Source organism: Roseateles chitinivorans (genome assembly GCF_050632235.1).
In the GTDB taxonomy this organism is placed as follows: domain Bacteria; phylum Pseudomonadota; class Gammaproteobacteria; order Burkholderiales; family Burkholderiaceae_C; genus Roseateles; species Roseateles chitinivorans_A.
Map to the genome: position 1 here is coordinate 2,564,298 of NZ_CP192584.1, position 16,210 is coordinate 2,580,507.

General features: G+C 68.2%; 14 protein-coding genes. 9 read left to right on the forward strand and 5 right to left on the reverse strand.

Features of this window, described 5'->3' with window-relative positions; translation table 11 throughout:
• The first annotated feature begins 79 nt into the window (after positions 1-79).
• Complete coding sequence (locus ACQ859_RS11640) at positions 80-784, forward strand: pentapeptide repeat-containing protein (RefSeq protein WP_431265915.1); 705 nt, start codon at positions 80-82, stop codon at positions 782-784.
• On the opposite strand, the gene ACQ859_RS11645 is transcribed toward ACQ859_RS11640, so the two are convergent.
• Positions 777-1,859, reverse strand: coding sequence for a hypothetical protein (locus ACQ859_RS11645; RefSeq protein WP_431265916.1), 1,083 nt, complete (start codon positions 1,857-1,859; stop codon positions 777-779). The two genes, ACQ859_RS11640 and ACQ859_RS11645, sit on opposite strands and share 8 nt — an antisense overlap.
• Before the next feature lie 234 nt (positions 1,860-2,093).
• Between ACQ859_RS11645 and ACQ859_RS11650 the strand changes: the two genes are divergently transcribed.
• Positions 2,094-3,122, forward strand: a complete 1,029-nt coding sequence (locus tag ACQ859_RS11650; RefSeq protein WP_431265917.1) for a cyanophycinase — start codon at positions 2,094-2,096, stop codon at positions 3,120-3,122.
• The gene (locus tag ACQ859_RS11655; protein WP_431265918.1) at positions 3,068-3,400 is read left to right on the forward strand and encodes a hypothetical protein; all 333 of its coding nucleotides are present in this window, start codon (positions 3,068-3,070) and stop codon (positions 3,398-3,400) included. The genes ACQ859_RS11650 and ACQ859_RS11655 overlap by 55 nt, the downstream gene beginning before the upstream one ends.
• Positions 3,401-3,676: 276 nt before the next feature.
• Here the strand turns inward: ACQ859_RS11655 and ACQ859_RS11660 are convergent, their stop codons facing one another.
• The 4 genes from ACQ859_RS11660 to ACQ859_RS11675 form a co-directional block, all read right to left on the reverse strand.
• A complete protein-coding gene (locus tag ACQ859_RS11660; protein WP_431266517.1) occupies positions 3,677-5,551 on the reverse strand; it encodes a B12-binding domain-containing radical SAM protein in 1,875 nt (624 codons plus the stop codon).
• A 202-nt stretch (positions 5,552-5,753) separates the two neighbouring features.
• Positions 5,754-6,116 (reverse strand): HU family DNA-binding protein, encoded by a 363-nt coding sequence (locus tag ACQ859_RS11665; RefSeq protein ID WP_067269564.1) that lies wholly within the window; start codon positions 6,114-6,116, stop codon positions 5,754-5,756.
• 268 nt (positions 6,117-6,384) lie between these two features.
• On the reverse strand, positions 6,385-6,939 hold the full coding sequence (locus ACQ859_RS11670) for a LuxR C-terminal-related transcriptional regulator (RefSeq protein WP_431265919.1): 555 nt from the start codon (positions 6,937-6,939) through the stop codon (positions 6,385-6,387).
• 7 nt (positions 6,940-6,946) lie between these two features.
• Entirely contained in the window at positions 6,947-7,384 is a 438-nt protein-coding gene (locus ACQ859_RS11675) for a PaaI family thioesterase (RefSeq protein WP_431265920.1), read from the reverse strand.
• Between the two features lie 155 nt (positions 7,385-7,539).
• On the opposite strand from ACQ859_RS11675, the gene ACQ859_RS11680 reads away from it, so the two are divergent.
• From ACQ859_RS11680 to ACQ859_RS11705, 6 genes are all read left to right on the forward strand, one after another.
• Complete coding sequence (locus tag ACQ859_RS11680) at positions 7,540-8,241, forward strand: CoA transferase subunit A (protein ID WP_431265921.1); 702 nt, start codon at positions 7,540-7,542, stop codon at positions 8,239-8,241.
• Positions 8,242-8,252: 11 nt separating this feature from the next.
• Positions 8,253-8,891 (forward strand): CoA transferase subunit B, encoded by a 639-nt coding sequence (locus ACQ859_RS11685; RefSeq protein ID WP_431265922.1) that lies wholly within the window; start codon positions 8,253-8,255, stop codon positions 8,889-8,891.
• A gap of 325 nt (positions 8,892-9,216) precedes the next feature.
• Positions 9,217-10,941: a DUF1800 domain-containing protein gene (locus ACQ859_RS11690; protein ID WP_431265923.1), complete on the forward strand. Its 1,725-nt coding sequence runs from the start codon at positions 9,217-9,219 to the stop codon at positions 10,939-10,941.
• A 22-nt stretch (positions 10,942-10,963) separates the two neighbouring features.
• Positions 10,964-12,358, forward strand: a complete 1,395-nt coding sequence (locus tag ACQ859_RS11695; protein ID WP_431265924.1) for a DUF1501 domain-containing protein — start codon at positions 10,964-10,966, stop codon at positions 12,356-12,358.
• A gap of 612 nt (positions 12,359-12,970) precedes the next feature.
• Positions 12,971-14,500, forward strand: a complete 1,530-nt coding sequence (locus tag ACQ859_RS11700; RefSeq protein WP_431265925.1) for a DUF1800 domain-containing protein — start codon at positions 12,971-12,973, stop codon at positions 14,498-14,500.
• A gap of 38 nt (positions 14,501-14,538) precedes the next feature.
• Entirely contained in the window at positions 14,539-15,927 is a 1,389-nt protein-coding gene (locus ACQ859_RS11705; protein ID WP_431265926.1) for a DUF1501 domain-containing protein, read from the forward strand.
• Positions 15,928-16,210 lie beyond the last annotated feature (283 nt).

The following is a 16,210-nucleotide window of genomic DNA, read 5'->3' on the forward strand; positions in this document are numbered from 1 at the left end:
CTTGCGATCGCGGAAGGGCATCCACCGATCCGGACCGCAGGCGGACTAGAGTGGCGCCTCGTCCGCTGTCTCCGTCGTGATGTCGCTCCCTCTCTTTGCCGATTCCTCCGCCGTCGTCCACCAGTCGCTCGACCGGGCGCTGCTGGCGCAGCTTCAAGCCCAGGCCGATGGTCCCCTCGTGTTCGAGCATTGCTCATTCGACGGGGAAGACCTCGAAGGCATCGAACTGCGCGGCGCCACCTTCCGGAGCTGCACCTTCGTTGGTGCAAGCCTTGCCCGGGCCACGCTGACGGGAACCAGCTGGTGGCGCTGCCGCGCGGCCGGCTCGGCGTTCGAGCTGTCCGACCTGACGGACGCCAAGTTCGACGGATGCGACTTGAGCAACACCAACTGGCGGCGTGCCAGGCTGTCCGGCGCCACCTTCGCCGAGGTCAAGCTGACCGGCGCGAAGTTCACGGAGGCGCAGACGCTGGGACTGACCCTCCGCGAGAGCCTCGCGGTCAATGCCGACCTGCGCGGGCTGTCGTTCCGCAAGCAGACCGTGGTGGGGCTGAACCTCTCCGGCGCCGACCTGTCGGGGTGCGACTTCACCGAGGCCGTCCTGGTCGATTGCGACCTGTCCGACGCCAGCCTCAAGAACGCGCGCTTCGCCCGCGCCGACCTGCGCCGGGCGAAGCTGGGTTCGCTCCAGGTCGGGGACCTGCTGCAGCACTTCAAGGGCAGCATCATCTCGGCCGACCAGGCGGCGGAGCTCGTCGCCGGGCTCGGGGTCCAAGTCATTTGAGGGAGGCCTTCCTCGCCGGCTTCCCCTGCTTTGCGCGCGTGGCGGACGCCTTCTTCAGCGCCTTCTTTGGCGCTTTCTCGGGAGCCTGCTCCGTTGCCTTCTTCGACGCCTTCGCGAGCTTTGGAGTCGGACGCTCTGACACACGCAGGGCCGCTTCCAGCGCGCGCAGTGCCGCCGCCGCGGGCGATGTGCCGGCATCCGCGATCTCCCCGGTGGTCCAGGTCGCGGCCAGGGCTGTCAAGGTGGCGTTGCACTTCGCGCCGGCGAGGGTCCTGTAGCCCTGCGCCGTCAGGTGGATCTCGTTCGCCCAGTCATTGCTGACGCCGGTCGTGCCCGGCGCCGCGGGCCTGCTGCCGCCGCGCGTGTCCAGCACGAGGAAACCGCCGATGCGCGCCTTCACCTGGTGATCGAGGAAGTCGTGGAACCAGTCCACCAGCACGTGGGCCACCGCGGTCCAGTCTCCCTTCGGAATCCCGGCCATCTCGAACGCCGGCGCCATCCAGGCGTTCGACCCGCCGCCGATCACCGGCGCGAAGCGGGGCGTCATGTAGTCGTAGACATGCGTGATGATGACCATGCCGGCGAAGTTGCCGTCGCGCAGCGCGTCCAGCTTCACGTAGGCGTCCATCAGCTCGTCGCAGAGGTTGGTCCAGCCGGACTGCGACAGGTAGCGCGCCACGCCCTGGCTCGGGTCCTGCCACTCGTCCTGCCGGCGCAGGATCCGCTGCGAGAGATCGAAGCCGGGGCTGCGGCGGATCCAGTCGATCAGGTCGTTGCCGCCGCCCGAGATCATCAGCGCGCGCCATTGGGGCGCGCCCCTCGCCGTCATCGCCTGATTGAACTTGGAGAACTTCTTCGGGTCCGGCAGGTCCCGCAGCAACTGGCCGGGCATGGCGTAGTTGACGATGCCGACGTCCTTGCCGAAGTCCAGCGCGTTGAACAGGCTTCCCGTCAGCCAGGTCGGCAATGAGCCGAACGAGCCCCACGAGTCGCCGTGCGCGATCACCGGCACGAACTGGTTGAAGTCGGTCCGGCCCTGTCTCAGGTCCTCGTTCGAGTACATCTTCGTCGTCATCGCGTGTCTCCTCGGTCCCGACCGGGCCGTGGCCGAGTATGGAAACCCGAGGGCCGGGCGTCATCCCACATGGAAGGGACGCGCTCGGACACTCCTGGCCTTGTCTACCGTGCGGTGTCCGCCCCGTACATCCGGTCGCTTTCAGGGGAGGGCGCGCCGTATTCCCCATTCGCATCCCCAGGTTGAAGGCAGACCCTGCTTCACTTCTGGCACGCGATATGCAAGATAGGCGGCATGGATGCCTACCGCCTGATCTCGATCCGGATGCGCGCGCTGCTCGCCGTGGCGGCGATGCTCGGTTCCGGCGCCGTCTCGGCCCAGACCGCCATCGTCATCGGCGGCGCCTTGCGCATGGACAACGATCCCGTCTGGGAACGCATCGTCCAGGAGGCCGGCGGGCCCGGCAAGGCACGCTTCGCGGTGCTCGCCACGGCCGCGGCCAATCCGGAGCTCTCCGCCAAGCTCATCATCGACGTGCTCAAGAAGCATGGCGCGCAGGCCGAGCACATCCCGGTCGCGCCGCGCCTCGAAGGCGCCGACCTGCAGAAGAACCTCAACGATCCCGAGCTGATCGCCAAGGTGCGCGCGTCCAACGCGGTCTTCTTCTCCGGTGGCGCACAGGGCTTCATCGTCGACACGTTGCAGCCCGACGGGCGGCGCACCGCGATGCTCGATGCCATCTGGGATGTCTACCGGGGCGGCGGTGTCGTCGCCGGCACCAGCGCGGGCGCGGCCATCATGAGCCGGGTGATGTTCCGCGACGCGCTCAACGTCATGGAAGTCATGCGCGGCACGCTGCGTGAAGGCCACGAGATCGACCGCGGCCTGGGCTTCGTCGGCGACGAGCTTTTCGTCGATCAGCACTTCCTGAAGCGCGGGCGCATCGGCCGCATGCTGCCGCTGATGATGGCCAAGGGCTACCGCTTCGGGCTGGGCGTCGAGGAGAACAGCGCCGCCGTCGTGCATGGCGATCGGATCGATGTCATCGGCGGACGCGGTGCGCTGTTCGTCGACCTGCGCGATGCGCGCAGCGACGCCTCGCTGGGCATGTTCAACGTGCGCGGCGCGCGGATCAGCTACCTCGACAACGGCGACCGCCACGACCTGCGCTCCGGCGTCACGATGCCGGCGCCGAGGAAGACCGCGGCCGGCGCGCCGGTGCCGGTCCTGGCCTCGACGCACGGCGGGGAGGCGCGTCGCGCGGACCGGTGGACAGCTTCCAGCCGGACATCCTCGGCGACAACCGCATCGTCCAGGCGATGACCGAACTGCTGAGCTCGCCGGCCGCCGAGGTCCGTGCGATGGCGGCGCGCATCCGGCCCGATGCCAAGGGCGATCGCGATCGCACGGGCTTCGTCTTCCGGCTCTACCGCGGTGCGGACACGCAGGGATGGATCGATGTCGACGGCGACGGGAAGGACGTGACGCTGCTCGATGTGCGGCTGGATATCCGGCCGGTGCGGCTGCCTGATCCGGGGGCGAGCCCGACGACGAACGCGGTGCCGGCCGCGACGATGATCGCGCCGGCGGGTCTGCGCTAGGCCACGGCCGCTGTCCCTCACTCCCGCCCTCTCCCGCAAGCGGGAGAGGGAGTGCGACCGGCTTACTTTCTACACCACGTCCCCTCGCGCGAGGCGCCCTTCTTAGTCCCTCTCCCGCTTGCGGGAGAGGGCAGGGGTGAGGGCCAGCGGCCTCTCGAGGTCAGCGGGCCCGAAGTCAACGAGTGACGGTGGGGCCGGAATGGTGCTTGGGGTTCCCGGAGGGAGGCCCCATGCACCGTGGAGAGCCCGCGCTCATCCTCCCGGATGAAGGCAACCTCAAGCGTCCAGCGCTTCCGCGATGAACTGCTTGGACACCTTCGGTTTCGGCACCCGCACGCTGAACCAGCGCCGCACGTCCTGCTCCACGCCGATGCCGTGCATGAAGTTGTAGAGCGCTTTCTTGAGCGCATCGCCCATGGCATCGTGGTCCGTGCCTGTCGGGTCCACGAACCCGACGTCGTTCTTCGCGAACGGCGAGGGCGGCAGCGGCAGCAGTTCGACGCCGAAGGCTTTCGGGTCCTGTCCCACCGGCGAGTGCACCGTGCACGCGAAACGGTGGAAGAAGCCGCTCTGGATGCAGCCGTTCTCGAACAGCTGTCGTACGTATTCCAGCGCGTCGACGGTGTCCTGCACCGTCTGCGTCGGGAAGCCGTACATCAGGTAGGCATGGACGAGGATGCCGGATTCGGTGAACGCCCGCGTCACGCGCGCTACCTGCTCGACGGAGACGCCCTTCTGCATCAGCTTCAACAGGCGATCCGACGCGACCTCGAGCCCGCCGCTGATCGCGATGCAGCCGCTGTCGGCGAGCAACTGGCAGAGCTCGGGGGTGAAGGTCTTCTCGAAGCGCACGTTGCCCCACCAGCTGATGGAGACGCCGCGGTCGATCAGCTCCTGCGCCAGCGCCTTCAGCACCTTGGGCGGTGCCGCCTCATCGACGAAGTGGAAGCCGGTCTGGCCCGTCTCCGCGACGATCGCCTCGATGCGGTCCACCAGCGTCTTCGCCGACGCGGCCTCGTAGCGCGAGATGTAGTCCAGCGTGATGTCGCAGAAGCTGCACTTCTTCCAGTAGCAGCCGTGCGCGATGGTCAGCTTGTTCCAGCGGCCGTCGCTCCACAGCCGGTTCATCGGGTTCAGCATGTCCAGCAGCGACAGGTAGTCGTGCAGCGGCAGGCCGTCCCAGGTCGGCGTGCCGACGTCCTCGAAGGGGACGTCCGGCTCGACGAAGTTGATGTAGCGGACCTGGCCCCGTGGCTCGCCCTCTTCCTCGCGGATGAAGCAGCGCACCAGCCGCTGCCGGCTGCGCTTGCCGGCGATGTGCTCCAGCAGCGCCAGCAGCGGCCGCTCGCCCGCGTCCAGCGACACGAAGTCGACGTAGTCGAACAGGCGCGGCTCGTTGAGCTCGCGCAGCTCGGTGTTGACGAAGCCGCCGCCGAACAGGATCTTGATGTGCGGCCGCTCGCGCTTGATCGTCTGGCCGATCCGCAGTGCCGCGTAGACCGCGCCGGGGAAGGGCGCCGACAGCAGCACCACGTCGGGACGCTCCGCGTCGATCGCGGCGAGCGTCAGCTCGCGCAGCAGGTCGTCGACGAGGTTGGCCGGCGCGTTCAGCGCGTCGTGCAGCGGATCGAAAGTCGGTTGGCTGGTCGCCAGCTGCTCGGCGTAGCGGACGAACTCGAAGCGCGGATCGACCGATTCGCGCAGCACGTCGGCCAGGTCGTTCAGGTACAGCGTCGCCAGGTGCCGCGCGCGGTCCTGCAGGCCCAGCGCGCCGAAGGCCCAGGCCAGCGGATCCTCGCCGTCCTCGGCGACGTAGACCTCCAGCGTCTGGAAGCGCGCGCCCTCGGGCAGGAAGGTCCGCGTGTTGATGCGGTGTGCCAGCGTCGGGTCGCGTCCCTGCAGGAAGGCGATCGCCGGTGCGATCGTGGCGAAGTAGCGGTCGAAGGATTCGTCGAAATGGCGCGAGGCGATGCCGCGGTCCGGCAGCGGGATCGCGTGCACGGCCTCGCGCACGCGCTTCAGGCCGTCGCGGGAGAACAGCTTGAGCACCAGCGCCAGCGCCAGATCGCGTTGCGCCGCCTGGAATCCGCGCGAGCGCAGGAACCCCGTCAGGTAGGCGGTCGACGGGTAGGGCGTGTTGAGCTGCGTCATCGGGGGGATGAGCGACAGCACACGCGGGGTGGGCGCAGGGGCGGGCGTCGGCGGGGACGCGGCGTCGGGCGCGGCGGTGGGCGCGGGGGCGGACATGTCGGAACTGTAGAAGCAAAAAAACAAACCCGGCAGGAGCCGGGTTTGTTCGGGACCGCCGGGATCGCGGAAGCGACCCTGGCGATCGGCGTGCGCCAGAAGTGGATTACTTCTTGGCGGCCTTCTTGGCGGGCTTGGCGGCAGCGGCCTTGGGGGCCTTGGCCGGCTTGGCGGCAGCCTTGCGAGCGGCAGCCTTCGGGTCCACGGCGGCCTTGAAGCCGGCGCCCGGGGTGAACTTCGGCAGCTTGGCGGCGGCGATCTTGATCTTGTCGCCGGTGCTCGGGTTCACGCCGGTGCGGGCGGCACGGGCGTGTTGCTTGAAGGCACCGAAGCCAGGGATGGAAACAGCGCCACCCTTCTTCACCGTGGACACCACCGCGTCCAGCAGCGTTTCCAGGATGCGGCCAGCTTCGGCCTTGGTCAGTTCGTGCTTGGAAGCCAGGTGTTCGATCAGTTCGGTCTTGTTCATTCGTTTGACTCTGCGGTTAGGGCCCGACTAACGCCGGACGGCGCGTATTGTGCGTGAGAAATCACCTGCGCGTCCCCGGGTTGCCCCGCAAATCATCGATGAAATCGCCTATCCGGGGTCACGTCTTGCGCGAACGCAATGGGAATCGGGGTTCCCGGTCATCTTGTGAGCGCTTGCAACGAGGTTTCCGCGATGTTGCCAAGGGGGCATTCCAGGTGATTTCCCGACCACGTCGAGTCTCGCCCGGGAATACATCACGCAACAAAACTCATGACACGAGCAGACGGTGGACAAGGTCCGGCGTGCTCGCCGCACCGTACTTCTTCATCAGCCGTGCGCGGTACACATCGACCGTGCGCGGACTGACGCCGAGCTTGCGGCCGATCAGCTTGCTGGTGAGACCTTCGATGAGGAGCGCGGCGATCTCGCGCTCGCGCGGTGTCAGGTCGGCCTTGAGCTGGCGCGTCGCGGACAGGTCCTCGAAGCTCCAGATGCCGCTCGCATGCGGTTGCGACGGGTCCAGCGCGCGGCCGGACACGTGGCACCAGAACAGCTCGCCGGCGCGCGTGCCGCCGACACGCTTCATCACGCGCTCGTCGGCGTAATAGCCGGCGGCATCGAGGCTGGCGACGATGCGCTCGCCGGTGCGCTCGAACTCGACGGGGCTCGGATACAGCAGCGCGAAGCTGTGGCCGATCAGCTGCTCGCGCTCCGCGCCGAAGATCTCCAGCACCAGCCGGTTGCAGTCCTTGATCAGGCGGTGCTCGGAAATCACCAGCCCGATCGGGGCCTGGTCGAAGGCGATGCGGTAGTCGAGGCTCATGGGCGGGTCACAGCAACGCGTAGGTCGTTGTCGACTGCACCGCGAGCCGGCCCTGTTCGTCGAACAGGTCGATCTGCCCGAACGCCAGGTTCTTGCCGCGTCGCAGCAGGCGTGCCTCGATCGTGCAGCGTGTCCCCGACACCGGGCGCAGGAAGGTCGATTGCAGCTGGACGGTCGTCATCGGGCGGAACTCGCCCAGCTCGCGCATCATCAGCAGGACCATCGCCGTGTCGGCCGCGGCCATCGAGGCCTGCCCGCACATCACGCCGCCGACATGGACCAGGTCCGCCGCGACCGGCATCGTCAATCGCAGCAGGCCGTCTTCCGCATGGACGGGATCCAGGCCGAGTGCGACGATCCAGGGCGCGAAGATCTTCGGGATCTGCGCGCGCAGGTCGTCGAGAGACATCGCGTCCGGGGACCGGGCGTCCGGGGGCAGGGTCATCGGGCTTCCTTCGGGTGGCACGGCGGCGCGGTGGCGGGATGGCTGCACGGGCGCAGTTAATCAATTCTACGTACCGCTTACGTAATGCCTTACGTAGTAGATTGGCCGACCAAGTTCTGGAAACCCGTGATTCAACGGCAAGCAGGAGACATCGGATGAACAAGCTTTTCCCCAGCGCCCAGGCGGCGTTGGACGGCATCGTGGCGGACGGCCAGTTGCTGGCGGTCGGCGGCTTCGGCCTGTGCGGCATCCCGGAGGCGCTGATCGCGGCGCTGCGGGACAGCGGCGCCAAGGGCCTGACCGTCATCAGCAACAACGCGGGCGTGGACGGCTTCGGCCTGGGCCAGCTGCTCGAGACGCGACAGATCAAGAAGATGATCTCCAGCTACGTCGGCGAGAACAAGGAGTTCGAGCGCCAGTACCTGGCGGGCGAACTCGAACTCGAGTTCACGCCGCAGGGCACGCTGGCCGAGAAGCTGCGCGCCGGCGGCGCCGGCATCCCGGCCTTCTTCACGCGCACCGGCGTCGGCACGCTGGTGGCCGAGGGCAAGGAACTCCGCGAGTTCGACGGTCATCAGTACGTGATGGAGCGCGCGCTCAATCCGGACGTCGCGCTGGTCAAGGCGCACATCGCCGACAAGAGCGGCAACCTGATCTTCCGGCGCACGGCGCGCAACTTCAATCCGGCCTGCGCGATGGCCGGCAAGGTCACGGTGGTGGAGGTGGAGCAGGTCGTCGAGGTCGGCGAGCTCGATCCCGACAGCATCCATCTGCCCGGGATCTACGTGCACCGCATCGTGCACAACCCGAATCCCGAGAAGCGCATCGAGAAGCGCACCATCCGCCCCGCTGCCTGAGGAGAGAAGACATGCCCTGGACCCAAGACCAGATGGCGGCACGCGCCGCGCAGGAACTGGAAGACGGCTTCTATGTGAACCTCGGCATCGGCATTCCGACGCTGGTGGCCAACTTCGTGCCGGCCGACAAGGAAGTGTGGCTGCAGAGCGAGAACGGCATGCTCGGCATCGGCCCGTTCCCGACCGATGACGAGGTCGACGCGGACCTGATCAACGCCGGCAAGCAGACGGTGACCACGATTCCCGGCTCCTCGATCTTCGGCAGCCATGACAGCTTCGCGATGATCCGCGGCGGCAAGATCAACCTCAGCATCCTGGGAGCGATGCAGGTCAGCGAGCGCGGTGACCTCGCGAATTGGATGATCCCCGGCAAGATGGTGAAGGGGATGGGCGGCGCGATGGACCTGGTCGCCGGCGTCAAGCGCGTCATCGTCCTGATGGAGCACGTCGCCCGCAAGAAGGATGGCACCGAGGACCTGAAGATCATCCCGTCCTGCACCTTGCCGCTGACCGGTGTCGGTGTGGTCAACCGCATCATCACGGACCTGGCGGTGATGGACGTGACGCCGGAAGGCCTGAAGCTGGTCGAACTCGCTCCGGAAGTGACCCGCGAGTTCGTGCAGAGCAAGACCGGCGTCACGCTGCTCTGAGCAAGACCTGGCCCCACGGGTGGCAAGACCTGCCACTCGTACTCCCCAGGCCCACGGGCAGCGAGCGAGTGTGGGGCCCTCAACCCCGCCCTCTCCCGCAAGCGGGAGAGGGAGCAAGAAGATCCCGGGCACCCCGCGTGCCACGCGCGGGCGATTTATTTCCGCTTCGTTTCTCGCGCTTATCCGAGCCGGACAAGTTCGGTGCGTGAATAAGTCACGCCGCAACAGCCTGTTGCCACGCCTTTCACAAGTTGTACGAATGACGGTGTATTGAACGCCGCCCCTCGCCACCATCCCGCATCCGCTGCTACGAGCCGATGCCGAGATGACCGCTGCTGCCCTGACCCCCTTCGCTCCGACTGCACAACCCGATGACGACCGCGTCGTCGGTGACGCCACCGCCATCGGTACGCCCGCAGCCCTGGCGGCGGCCGCCGCAGCGGCGCTGCTCGCGGCCTGCGGGGGCGGTGGAGGCAGCGACGATGCGTCCGCCGGCCCGGACAGCAATCCCCAGAACAGCGTTCCCACGACCGAGCCCGAGGCGGCACGTTTCCTCGGCCAGGCCGGTTTCGCCGCGAGCGCGGCGGACCTGGCCAGCGTCAAGGAGGGCGGCTTCTCACGATGGCTGGATCAGCAGTTCGACGCCCCCCGCACCAAGAGCCATTACGACTGGCTCGTGGACAAGGGCCGGGGCGGCGAGGCCAACCGGTACAGCCTGGACGGCGTCGACGCGACGCTGTGGCGCAAGCTGATCTCCTCGCCCGACCAGCTGCGCCAGCGCGTGGTCCTGGCCCTGTCGGAGATCTTCGTCGTCTCGATGAACGGCCTGCCGATCGCGTGGCCGCAGTTCGCGACTGCCGGCTACGTCGACATGCTCGAGGAGCGTTGCTTCGGCAGCTTCCGTGCGCTGATCGAGGGCGTGACGCTGTCCCCGGCGATGGGCGTCTACCTGGCCATGCGCGGCAACCGCAAGGAAGACCTCAAGAGCGGACGCCAGCCCGACGAGAACTACGCCCGCGAGGTGATGCAGCTGTTCACGATCGGCCTGAACCAGCTCAACGCCGACGGCACCCCCAAGATGGTCGGCGGCAAGACCGTCGACACCTACACGCTGCAGCAGATCACCGACCTGGCACGCGTGTTCACCGGCTGGGACTTCGACGTCGACTCCTCCGATGTGGACGGCCTCGACTTCAGCTACATGAAGCGCCCGATGCGTCAGAACGCCTCGCGCTTCTCCACCGGCGAGAAGAAGGTGCTGGACGCCGTCGTCCCCGCCACGGCCGACGGTGCCGCCGCGATGAAGGTCGCGCTGGACACGCTGGCCGCGCATCCCAACGTCGGCCCGTTCATCGGCCGGCAGCTGATCCAGCGCCTGGTGGCCTCGAACCCCAGCCCAGCCTACGTGCAGCGCGTCGCCGCCGTCTTCGACAACAACGGCAAGGGCGTGCGCGGTGACATGCGCGCCGTGATCAAGGCAATCCTGCTCGACACCGAGGCCCGCACGCGCTCGACCGCGCCCGGCTCCGGCAAGCTGCGCGAGCCCGTGCAGCGCATGATCCAGTGGGCGCGCACCGTGGGCCTGAGCTCGCCGGGCGACCTCTGGGCCATCGGCGATACCAGCAATCCTTCCTCGCGCCTGGGGCAGAGCCCGATGCGCAGCGGCTCGGTCTTCAACTTCTTCCGGCCCGGCTATGTGCCGCCCAACTCGCAGCTCGGCACCAACAACGTGACCGCGCCCGAGTTCCAGCTCTGCAACGAGAGCACCGTCGCCGGCTACCTGAACTACATGCAGGGCCTGATCGGCAACGGCGTCGGCGACATGAAGCCCGATTACACCGCCGATCTCGCGCTGGTCGCCGACGCGCCCGCGCTGGTTCGTCGCCAGGCGCTGCTGATGGGCGGCGGCGATATCTCGGAGGCCACGATCACGACGATCGCCACCGCCGTCGCCACGATCAAGGTCGACACCGACACGAACAAGCTGAACCGCGTCAAGGCCTCCTGGCTGATGGTGCTGGCGGCGCCCGAATACCAGGTCCAGAAATAAACAGCCGAGCGGAGTGCCGACCATGACCCACATCTCGAAGCTTCCCGCGCTGCGCCGTCGCGAATTCCTCAAGCGCGCCTCGGCGGTGTCCATCGCCGGCACCGCCGCCCCCTGGGCGCTGCAGCTGGCCGCCATCGGCGAGGCCGCCGCGGCCGCCGCGCCGAACGACTACAAGGCCATCGTCTGCCTGTTCATGTACGGCGGCAACGACTACGGCAACACCGTGATCCCGTACGACACGGCGAACTACCAGTCGTACGCGAACATCCGCCAGGCGCTGGCGATCCCGCGCGACCAGCTCGCCGCCACGGCGCTGACGCCGTCCCTCGCGCTGCCCGACAGCCGGCAGCTGGCGCTCGCGCCGACGATGAACCGGCTCAAGCCGGTCTTCGACGCGGGCCGGCTCGCGGTGATGCTCAACATCGGCCCGCTGATGCAGCCGACGACGCTGGCGCAGTACAAGGCCGGCAACGTGCCGTTGCCGCCCAAGCTGTTCTCGCACAACGACCAGTCCAGCCTCTGGCAGTCGTCGCGGCCCGAGGGTGCGACCTCGGGCTGGGGCGGGCGCGTCGCCGACCAGTTCCTGGCCAGCAACGGCAACGCGACCTTCAGCTGCATCAACGTGTCCGGCAACGCCGTGTTCATGTCGGGCGGCCAGGCGGTGCAGTACCAGATGAGCAGCGGCGGCGCCGTCGCCATCAACGGCGCGAACCGCTCGCTGTTCGGCTCCGCCGCCTGCGCGGAAGCGCTGCGCGGCATGATCACCGGTGAGCGCCAGCACTGGATGGAGCAGGAACTGAACCGCGTCACCGCGCGTTCGGTCAATGCGCAGGGCACCATCACCACCGCGCTGTCCACCTCCACGCTGCAGACGCCGTTCGAGACCAACGGCAACAACCTGGCCCAGCAGCTGCAGACCGTGGCGCGCCTGATCGGCGCCCGCGCCTCGCTGGGGGTGAAGCGGCAGGTGTACTTCGTCTCGATCGGCGGCTTCGACCTGCACGACAACCTGATGTCGCAGCAGCCGGTGCTGCTGGGCAACGTCGGCAGCGCGATGGCCAGTTTCGACGCGGCGCTCGTCGAGCTCGGCGTCGCCCAGAACGTCACGACCTTCACCGCCTCCGACTTCGGCCGCACGCTGAGTTCCAACGGCGACGGATCCGACCACGGCTGGGGCAGCCATCACTTCGTGATGGGCGGCGCGGTGAAGGGCGGACGCTTCTACGGCACGGCGCCGACGGTCGCCGTCAGCGGCCCCGACGACGTGGGTCAGGGGCGCCTGCTGCCGACCACTTCGGTCGACCAGCTGGCCGCCACGCTGGCGTTGTGGATGGGCGTGCCGGTGACCGACCTGCCGGGGATCCTGCCGGGCATCGTGAACTTCAACCAGAAAGACCTCGGGCTCTTCGCGGCCTGATTTCGAACATCTCGCCGACGATCGACGGAACTGGCGGGTTTGTCCCCGCCAATTACATCGCGCGACGTCGGCGGAGGGTGTGAAGAGGGCGCGTGTCGAACGCGCCGGCCTGGCCTGGGGGTCAGATCGTGAGAACCCGCACGGACCTCACGCCGGCGCCGGAACAAATACCGGTCGATTGACGGAGGTGCCGATGATCACGGGGCAAACGCTCGACTGTCGAGGTCGAACGACACAGTAACCGGATGCGTTTCCGGGCCTTTCCGCTGTTGCGGATTGGATGCTGATTTCCGGGGTGGGACTCTCTAGAGTCGCGGCCGTCAGCAGTACCGACGCACCCCCACCATGTTCCGTTTCCCCTGGTCTTCCGCAGCCGCCACGGCTGCCGCCGCGGCCCTCAGCGCCTGTGGTGGCGGAGGAGGCGGCGGTGATTCGCCCGCCGCTCCGGCCGGCGCCGCACCGACGCCTGACGGCTCGCCCGCACCCGCGCCGTCGCCGGGCCCCGCACCCGCACCCGCACCTGCGCCGGGACCCGCGCCCACGCCGGCGCCTGCTCCCGCGCCAGTCCCGGATGCCGCACCGGCGCCGTCGCCGCTCCCGGCCGCGAGTCTCGTGCTGCCACTGCCCAGCGATGCCCAGGCCGCGCGCTTCCTGGCGCAGGCTGGCTTCGCCGCGACCGAGGCCGACATCGCCACGCTGAAGTCCGTCGGCTACAACGCCTGGCTGGACCTGCAGTTCGTCGCGCCGCGCACCGAGTCCCACTGGGACTGGCTGACGCGCAACGGCTACGCCACCGACGCCAAGAAGAACGCGAATTTCGACGGCTTCCCCAACAGCGTGTGGTGCAAGTTCATCACCTCGCCGGACCAGCTCCGTCAGCGCATGGTGCTGGCGCTGTCGGAGATCTTCGTCGTCTCGGCCGTCGGCGCGACGCTGCCGTGGCGCACGATGATGCTGGCCGCCTATGCCGACGTGCTGGAGGACAACGCCTTCGGCACCTTCCGCGGACTGCTGGAAGCCGTGGCCTTGTCGCCGGCGATGGGCACCTTCCTGGCGATGCGCGGCAGCAAGAACGAGGACGGCAAGGGCCGTCAGCCCGACGAGAACTTCGCCCGCGAGGTGATGCAGCTGTTCACGATCGGCCTCGTGCAGCTGAACCTGGACGGTTCCGTCCAGACCTCCGGCGGCCGCCCGATCGAGACCTACGACCAGACCGCGGTCACGCAGTTGGCGCGCGCCTTCACCGGCTGGGACTTCGACACGGCGAACGCCGCCGGCGCCGATGGCTCCTTCATGCGCCGGCCGATGGTGAACAGCGCGGCCAATTTCTCGACCGGCGCGAAGACCGTGCTCGGCAACACCATTGCTGCCGGCGTTGATGGTCCTACCGCGTTGCGTCAGGCACTGGACACGCTGGCGAACCATCCGAACGTCGGCCCGTTCTTCGGCCGGCAGTTGATCCAGCGTTTCGTCTGCTCGAACCCGAGCGGCGCCTATGTGCAGCGCGTGGCGCAAGCCTTCAACAACAACGGGCAAGGGGTGCGCGGCGACCTGAAGGCCGTGCTGCGCGCCGTGCTGATGGATCCGGAAGCGCGACTCATCGACGCCGGCGTGAGCAGCTCCGGCAAGCTGCGCGAGCCGGTGCTGCGATTCGTCCAGGTGGCGCGTTCGATCAAGCTGACGTCGGCCGGCCAGTGGACCATCCCGGACACCAGCGATCCGGAGACGCGTCTGGGTCAGAGCCCGTTCTTCAGTCCGTCGGTCTTCAACTTCTACCGGCCGGGGTACGTGCCGCCGAACTCGGCGATGACCGCGGCCGGGGTCACCGCGCCGGAGTTCCAGCTGCTCAACGAGGTGACCGTCACCGGCTACCTGAACTTCATGCAGACGCTGCTGACGACCGGGCAGGGCGACGCGAAGCCGGACCTGACGGACGACATGGCGCTGTCCACCGACGCGCGCGCGATGGTGGCGCGACAGGCGCTGCTGCTCGGCGGCGGCAGCATCTCCGACGCGACCCAGCAGCGGATCGCGGCCGCGGTCACGACGATCGCGGCCAACACCGACGACGGCAAGATCAACCGCTCCCGCGCCGGCTGGATGCTGCTGCTTGCCTGCCCCGAATACCAGATCCAGAAATGATGACGTCGCCTCGCGGCGACCTTCACCGGAGACTTTCCGTGGCTCATGTGTCCAAGCTGTCCTCGCTGCATCGTCGCGAGTTCCTCAAGTGCGCGTCGGTCGCGTCCGCCGTGGGCGCCGCCGCGCCGTGGGCGCTGCAGCTCGCCGCGATCGGCGACGCCGCCGCCGCGACGACGGGCGGCGACTACAAGGCGCTGGTGTGCGTGTTCCTGTATGGCGGGAACGACCACGGCAACACGGTGATCCCGTACGACGCCGTCAGCCACCAGGCCTACACCGCCATCCGACCGACGCTCGCGATCGGACGCGATGCGCTCGCCGCGACCGCGCTGGCGCCGACGGTGGCATTGCCGGATGGACGCCAGATGGCGTTGGCACCGGGACTCTCCGCGGTCAAGCCGGTGTTCGACGCCGGCCGGCTCGCGGTGATGCTGAACATCGGCACGCTGACCGCGCCGATGACGCTGGCGCAGTTCAAGTCCGGCGCGGTGCCGGCGCCGCCCAAGCTGTTCTCCCACAACGACCAGTCCAGCCTCTGGCAATCGTCCAACGTCGACGGCGCGCGCACCGGCTGGGGCGGGCGCATGGCTGACCTTATGTTGTCGGGCAACGGCCGGGCGGGGCTGACCTGCATCAATGTCTACGGCAATGCGATCTTCCAGGCCGGCGACGCGGCGTTCCAGTACCTGACCGGCCCCGGCGGCAAGAAGCCGATCACCGGCATCGGGAGCCAGGTGTTCGGCTCGACTTCGTGCGCGAAACTGCTGCGCTCGCTGATCACCGAGGACCGGACGCATCCGATGGAATCGGAACTCAACCGCGTGACCGCGCGCTCGATCGACCTGCAGACGACGCTGAGCACCGCGCTGGCCGGCGGCGCGACGCTGTCGACCGCCTTCGCGGCCGACTCGCTGGCGCGTCAGCTCAAGATGGTGGCGAGCCTGATCGCCGCGCGCGCCTCGCTGGGCATGACGCGGCAGGTCTACTTCGTGGGCATGGGCGGTTTCGACCTGCACGACGGGCTGACGACGCGCCATCCGGCGCTGATGCAGCAGGTCGGCGGTGCGATGGCGAGCTTCGACGCGGCGCTGCAGGAGCTGGGCATGGCCGACCAGGTCACGACCTTCACCGCGTCGGACTTCGGCCGCACGCTCAGCAGCAACGGTGACGGCACCGATCACGGCTGGGGGTCGCATCATCTGGTGATGGGCGGCGCGGTCAAGGGCGGCCGCTTCTACGGCACGGCGCCGTCGGTGAGCGTCAACGGGCCGGACGACGTGGGCCAGGGCCGGTTGTTGCCCACGACCTCGGTGGACCAGCTCGCCTCGACGCTGGCGCTGTGGATGGGCGTGCCGCCGTCGGAGCTGCGCACGGTCCTGCCCAACATCGGCAACTTCGCCGGCACCGACCTCGGCTTCATGAGGTGACATGCACCGTCATGGATCACGTGGACCGGCGATAGCTCCGATGGATAGGGGTTTCTCCGCGTTTCCGGTGTCCTCGGAAAATCGGCCCGGAACCCGACATCCGCGGGTCCCCCAACCCTAGGGGGCACCGTCCGTCGCGTTCCGCTACGCAAGACCCTGACGTTCTCCTAACATCTTGCCGAGGCCCCCAAGCACCTGCAACGGCGAGAAGACCGTGCGCGAGTGCGAGTCGAGGGCCGCGTTCCACGCACGCCCACCAGGGAGGCTGAGATGGATGGAATGC

Bases quoted from the DNA above. Each gene is read 5' to 3' on its own strand.
- ACQ859_RS11640 (WP_431265915.1), top strand. From the start codon at position 80: ATGTCGCTCCCTCTCTTTGCCGATTCCTCCGCCGTCGTCCACCAGTCG.
- ACQ859_RS11645 (WP_431265916.1), bottom strand. From the start codon at position 1,859: ATGACGACGAAGATGTACTCGAACGAGGACCTGAGACAGGGCCGGACC.
- ACQ859_RS11650 (WP_431265917.1), top strand. From the start codon at position 2,094: ATGGATGCCTACCGCCTGATCTCGATCCGGATGCGCGCGCTGCTCGCC.
- ACQ859_RS11660 (WP_431266517.1), bottom strand. From the start codon at position 5,551: ATGACGCAGCTCAACACGCCCTACCCGTCGACCGCCTACCTGACGGGG.
- ACQ859_RS11665 (WP_067269564.1), bottom strand. From the start codon at position 6,116: ATGAACAAGACCGAACTGATCGAACACCTGGCTTCCAAGCACGAACTG.
- ACQ859_RS11670 (WP_431265919.1), bottom strand. From the start codon at position 6,939: ATGAGCCTCGACTACCGCATCGCCTTCGACCAGGCCCCGATCGGGCTG.
- ACQ859_RS11675 (WP_431265920.1), bottom strand. From the start codon at position 7,384: ATGACCCTGCCCCCGGACGCCCGGTCCCCGGACGCGATGTCTCTCGAC.
- ACQ859_RS11680 (WP_431265921.1), top strand. From the start codon at position 7,540: ATGAACAAGCTTTTCCCCAGCGCCCAGGCGGCGTTGGACGGCATCGTG.
- ACQ859_RS11685 (WP_431265922.1), top strand. From the start codon at position 8,253: ATGCCCTGGACCCAAGACCAGATGGCGGCACGCGCCGCGCAGGAACTG.
- ACQ859_RS11690 (WP_431265923.1), top strand. From the start codon at position 9,217: ATGACCGCTGCTGCCCTGACCCCCTTCGCTCCGACTGCACAACCCGAT.
- ACQ859_RS11695 (WP_431265924.1), top strand. From the start codon at position 10,964: ATGACCCACATCTCGAAGCTTCCCGCGCTGCGCCGTCGCGAATTCCTC.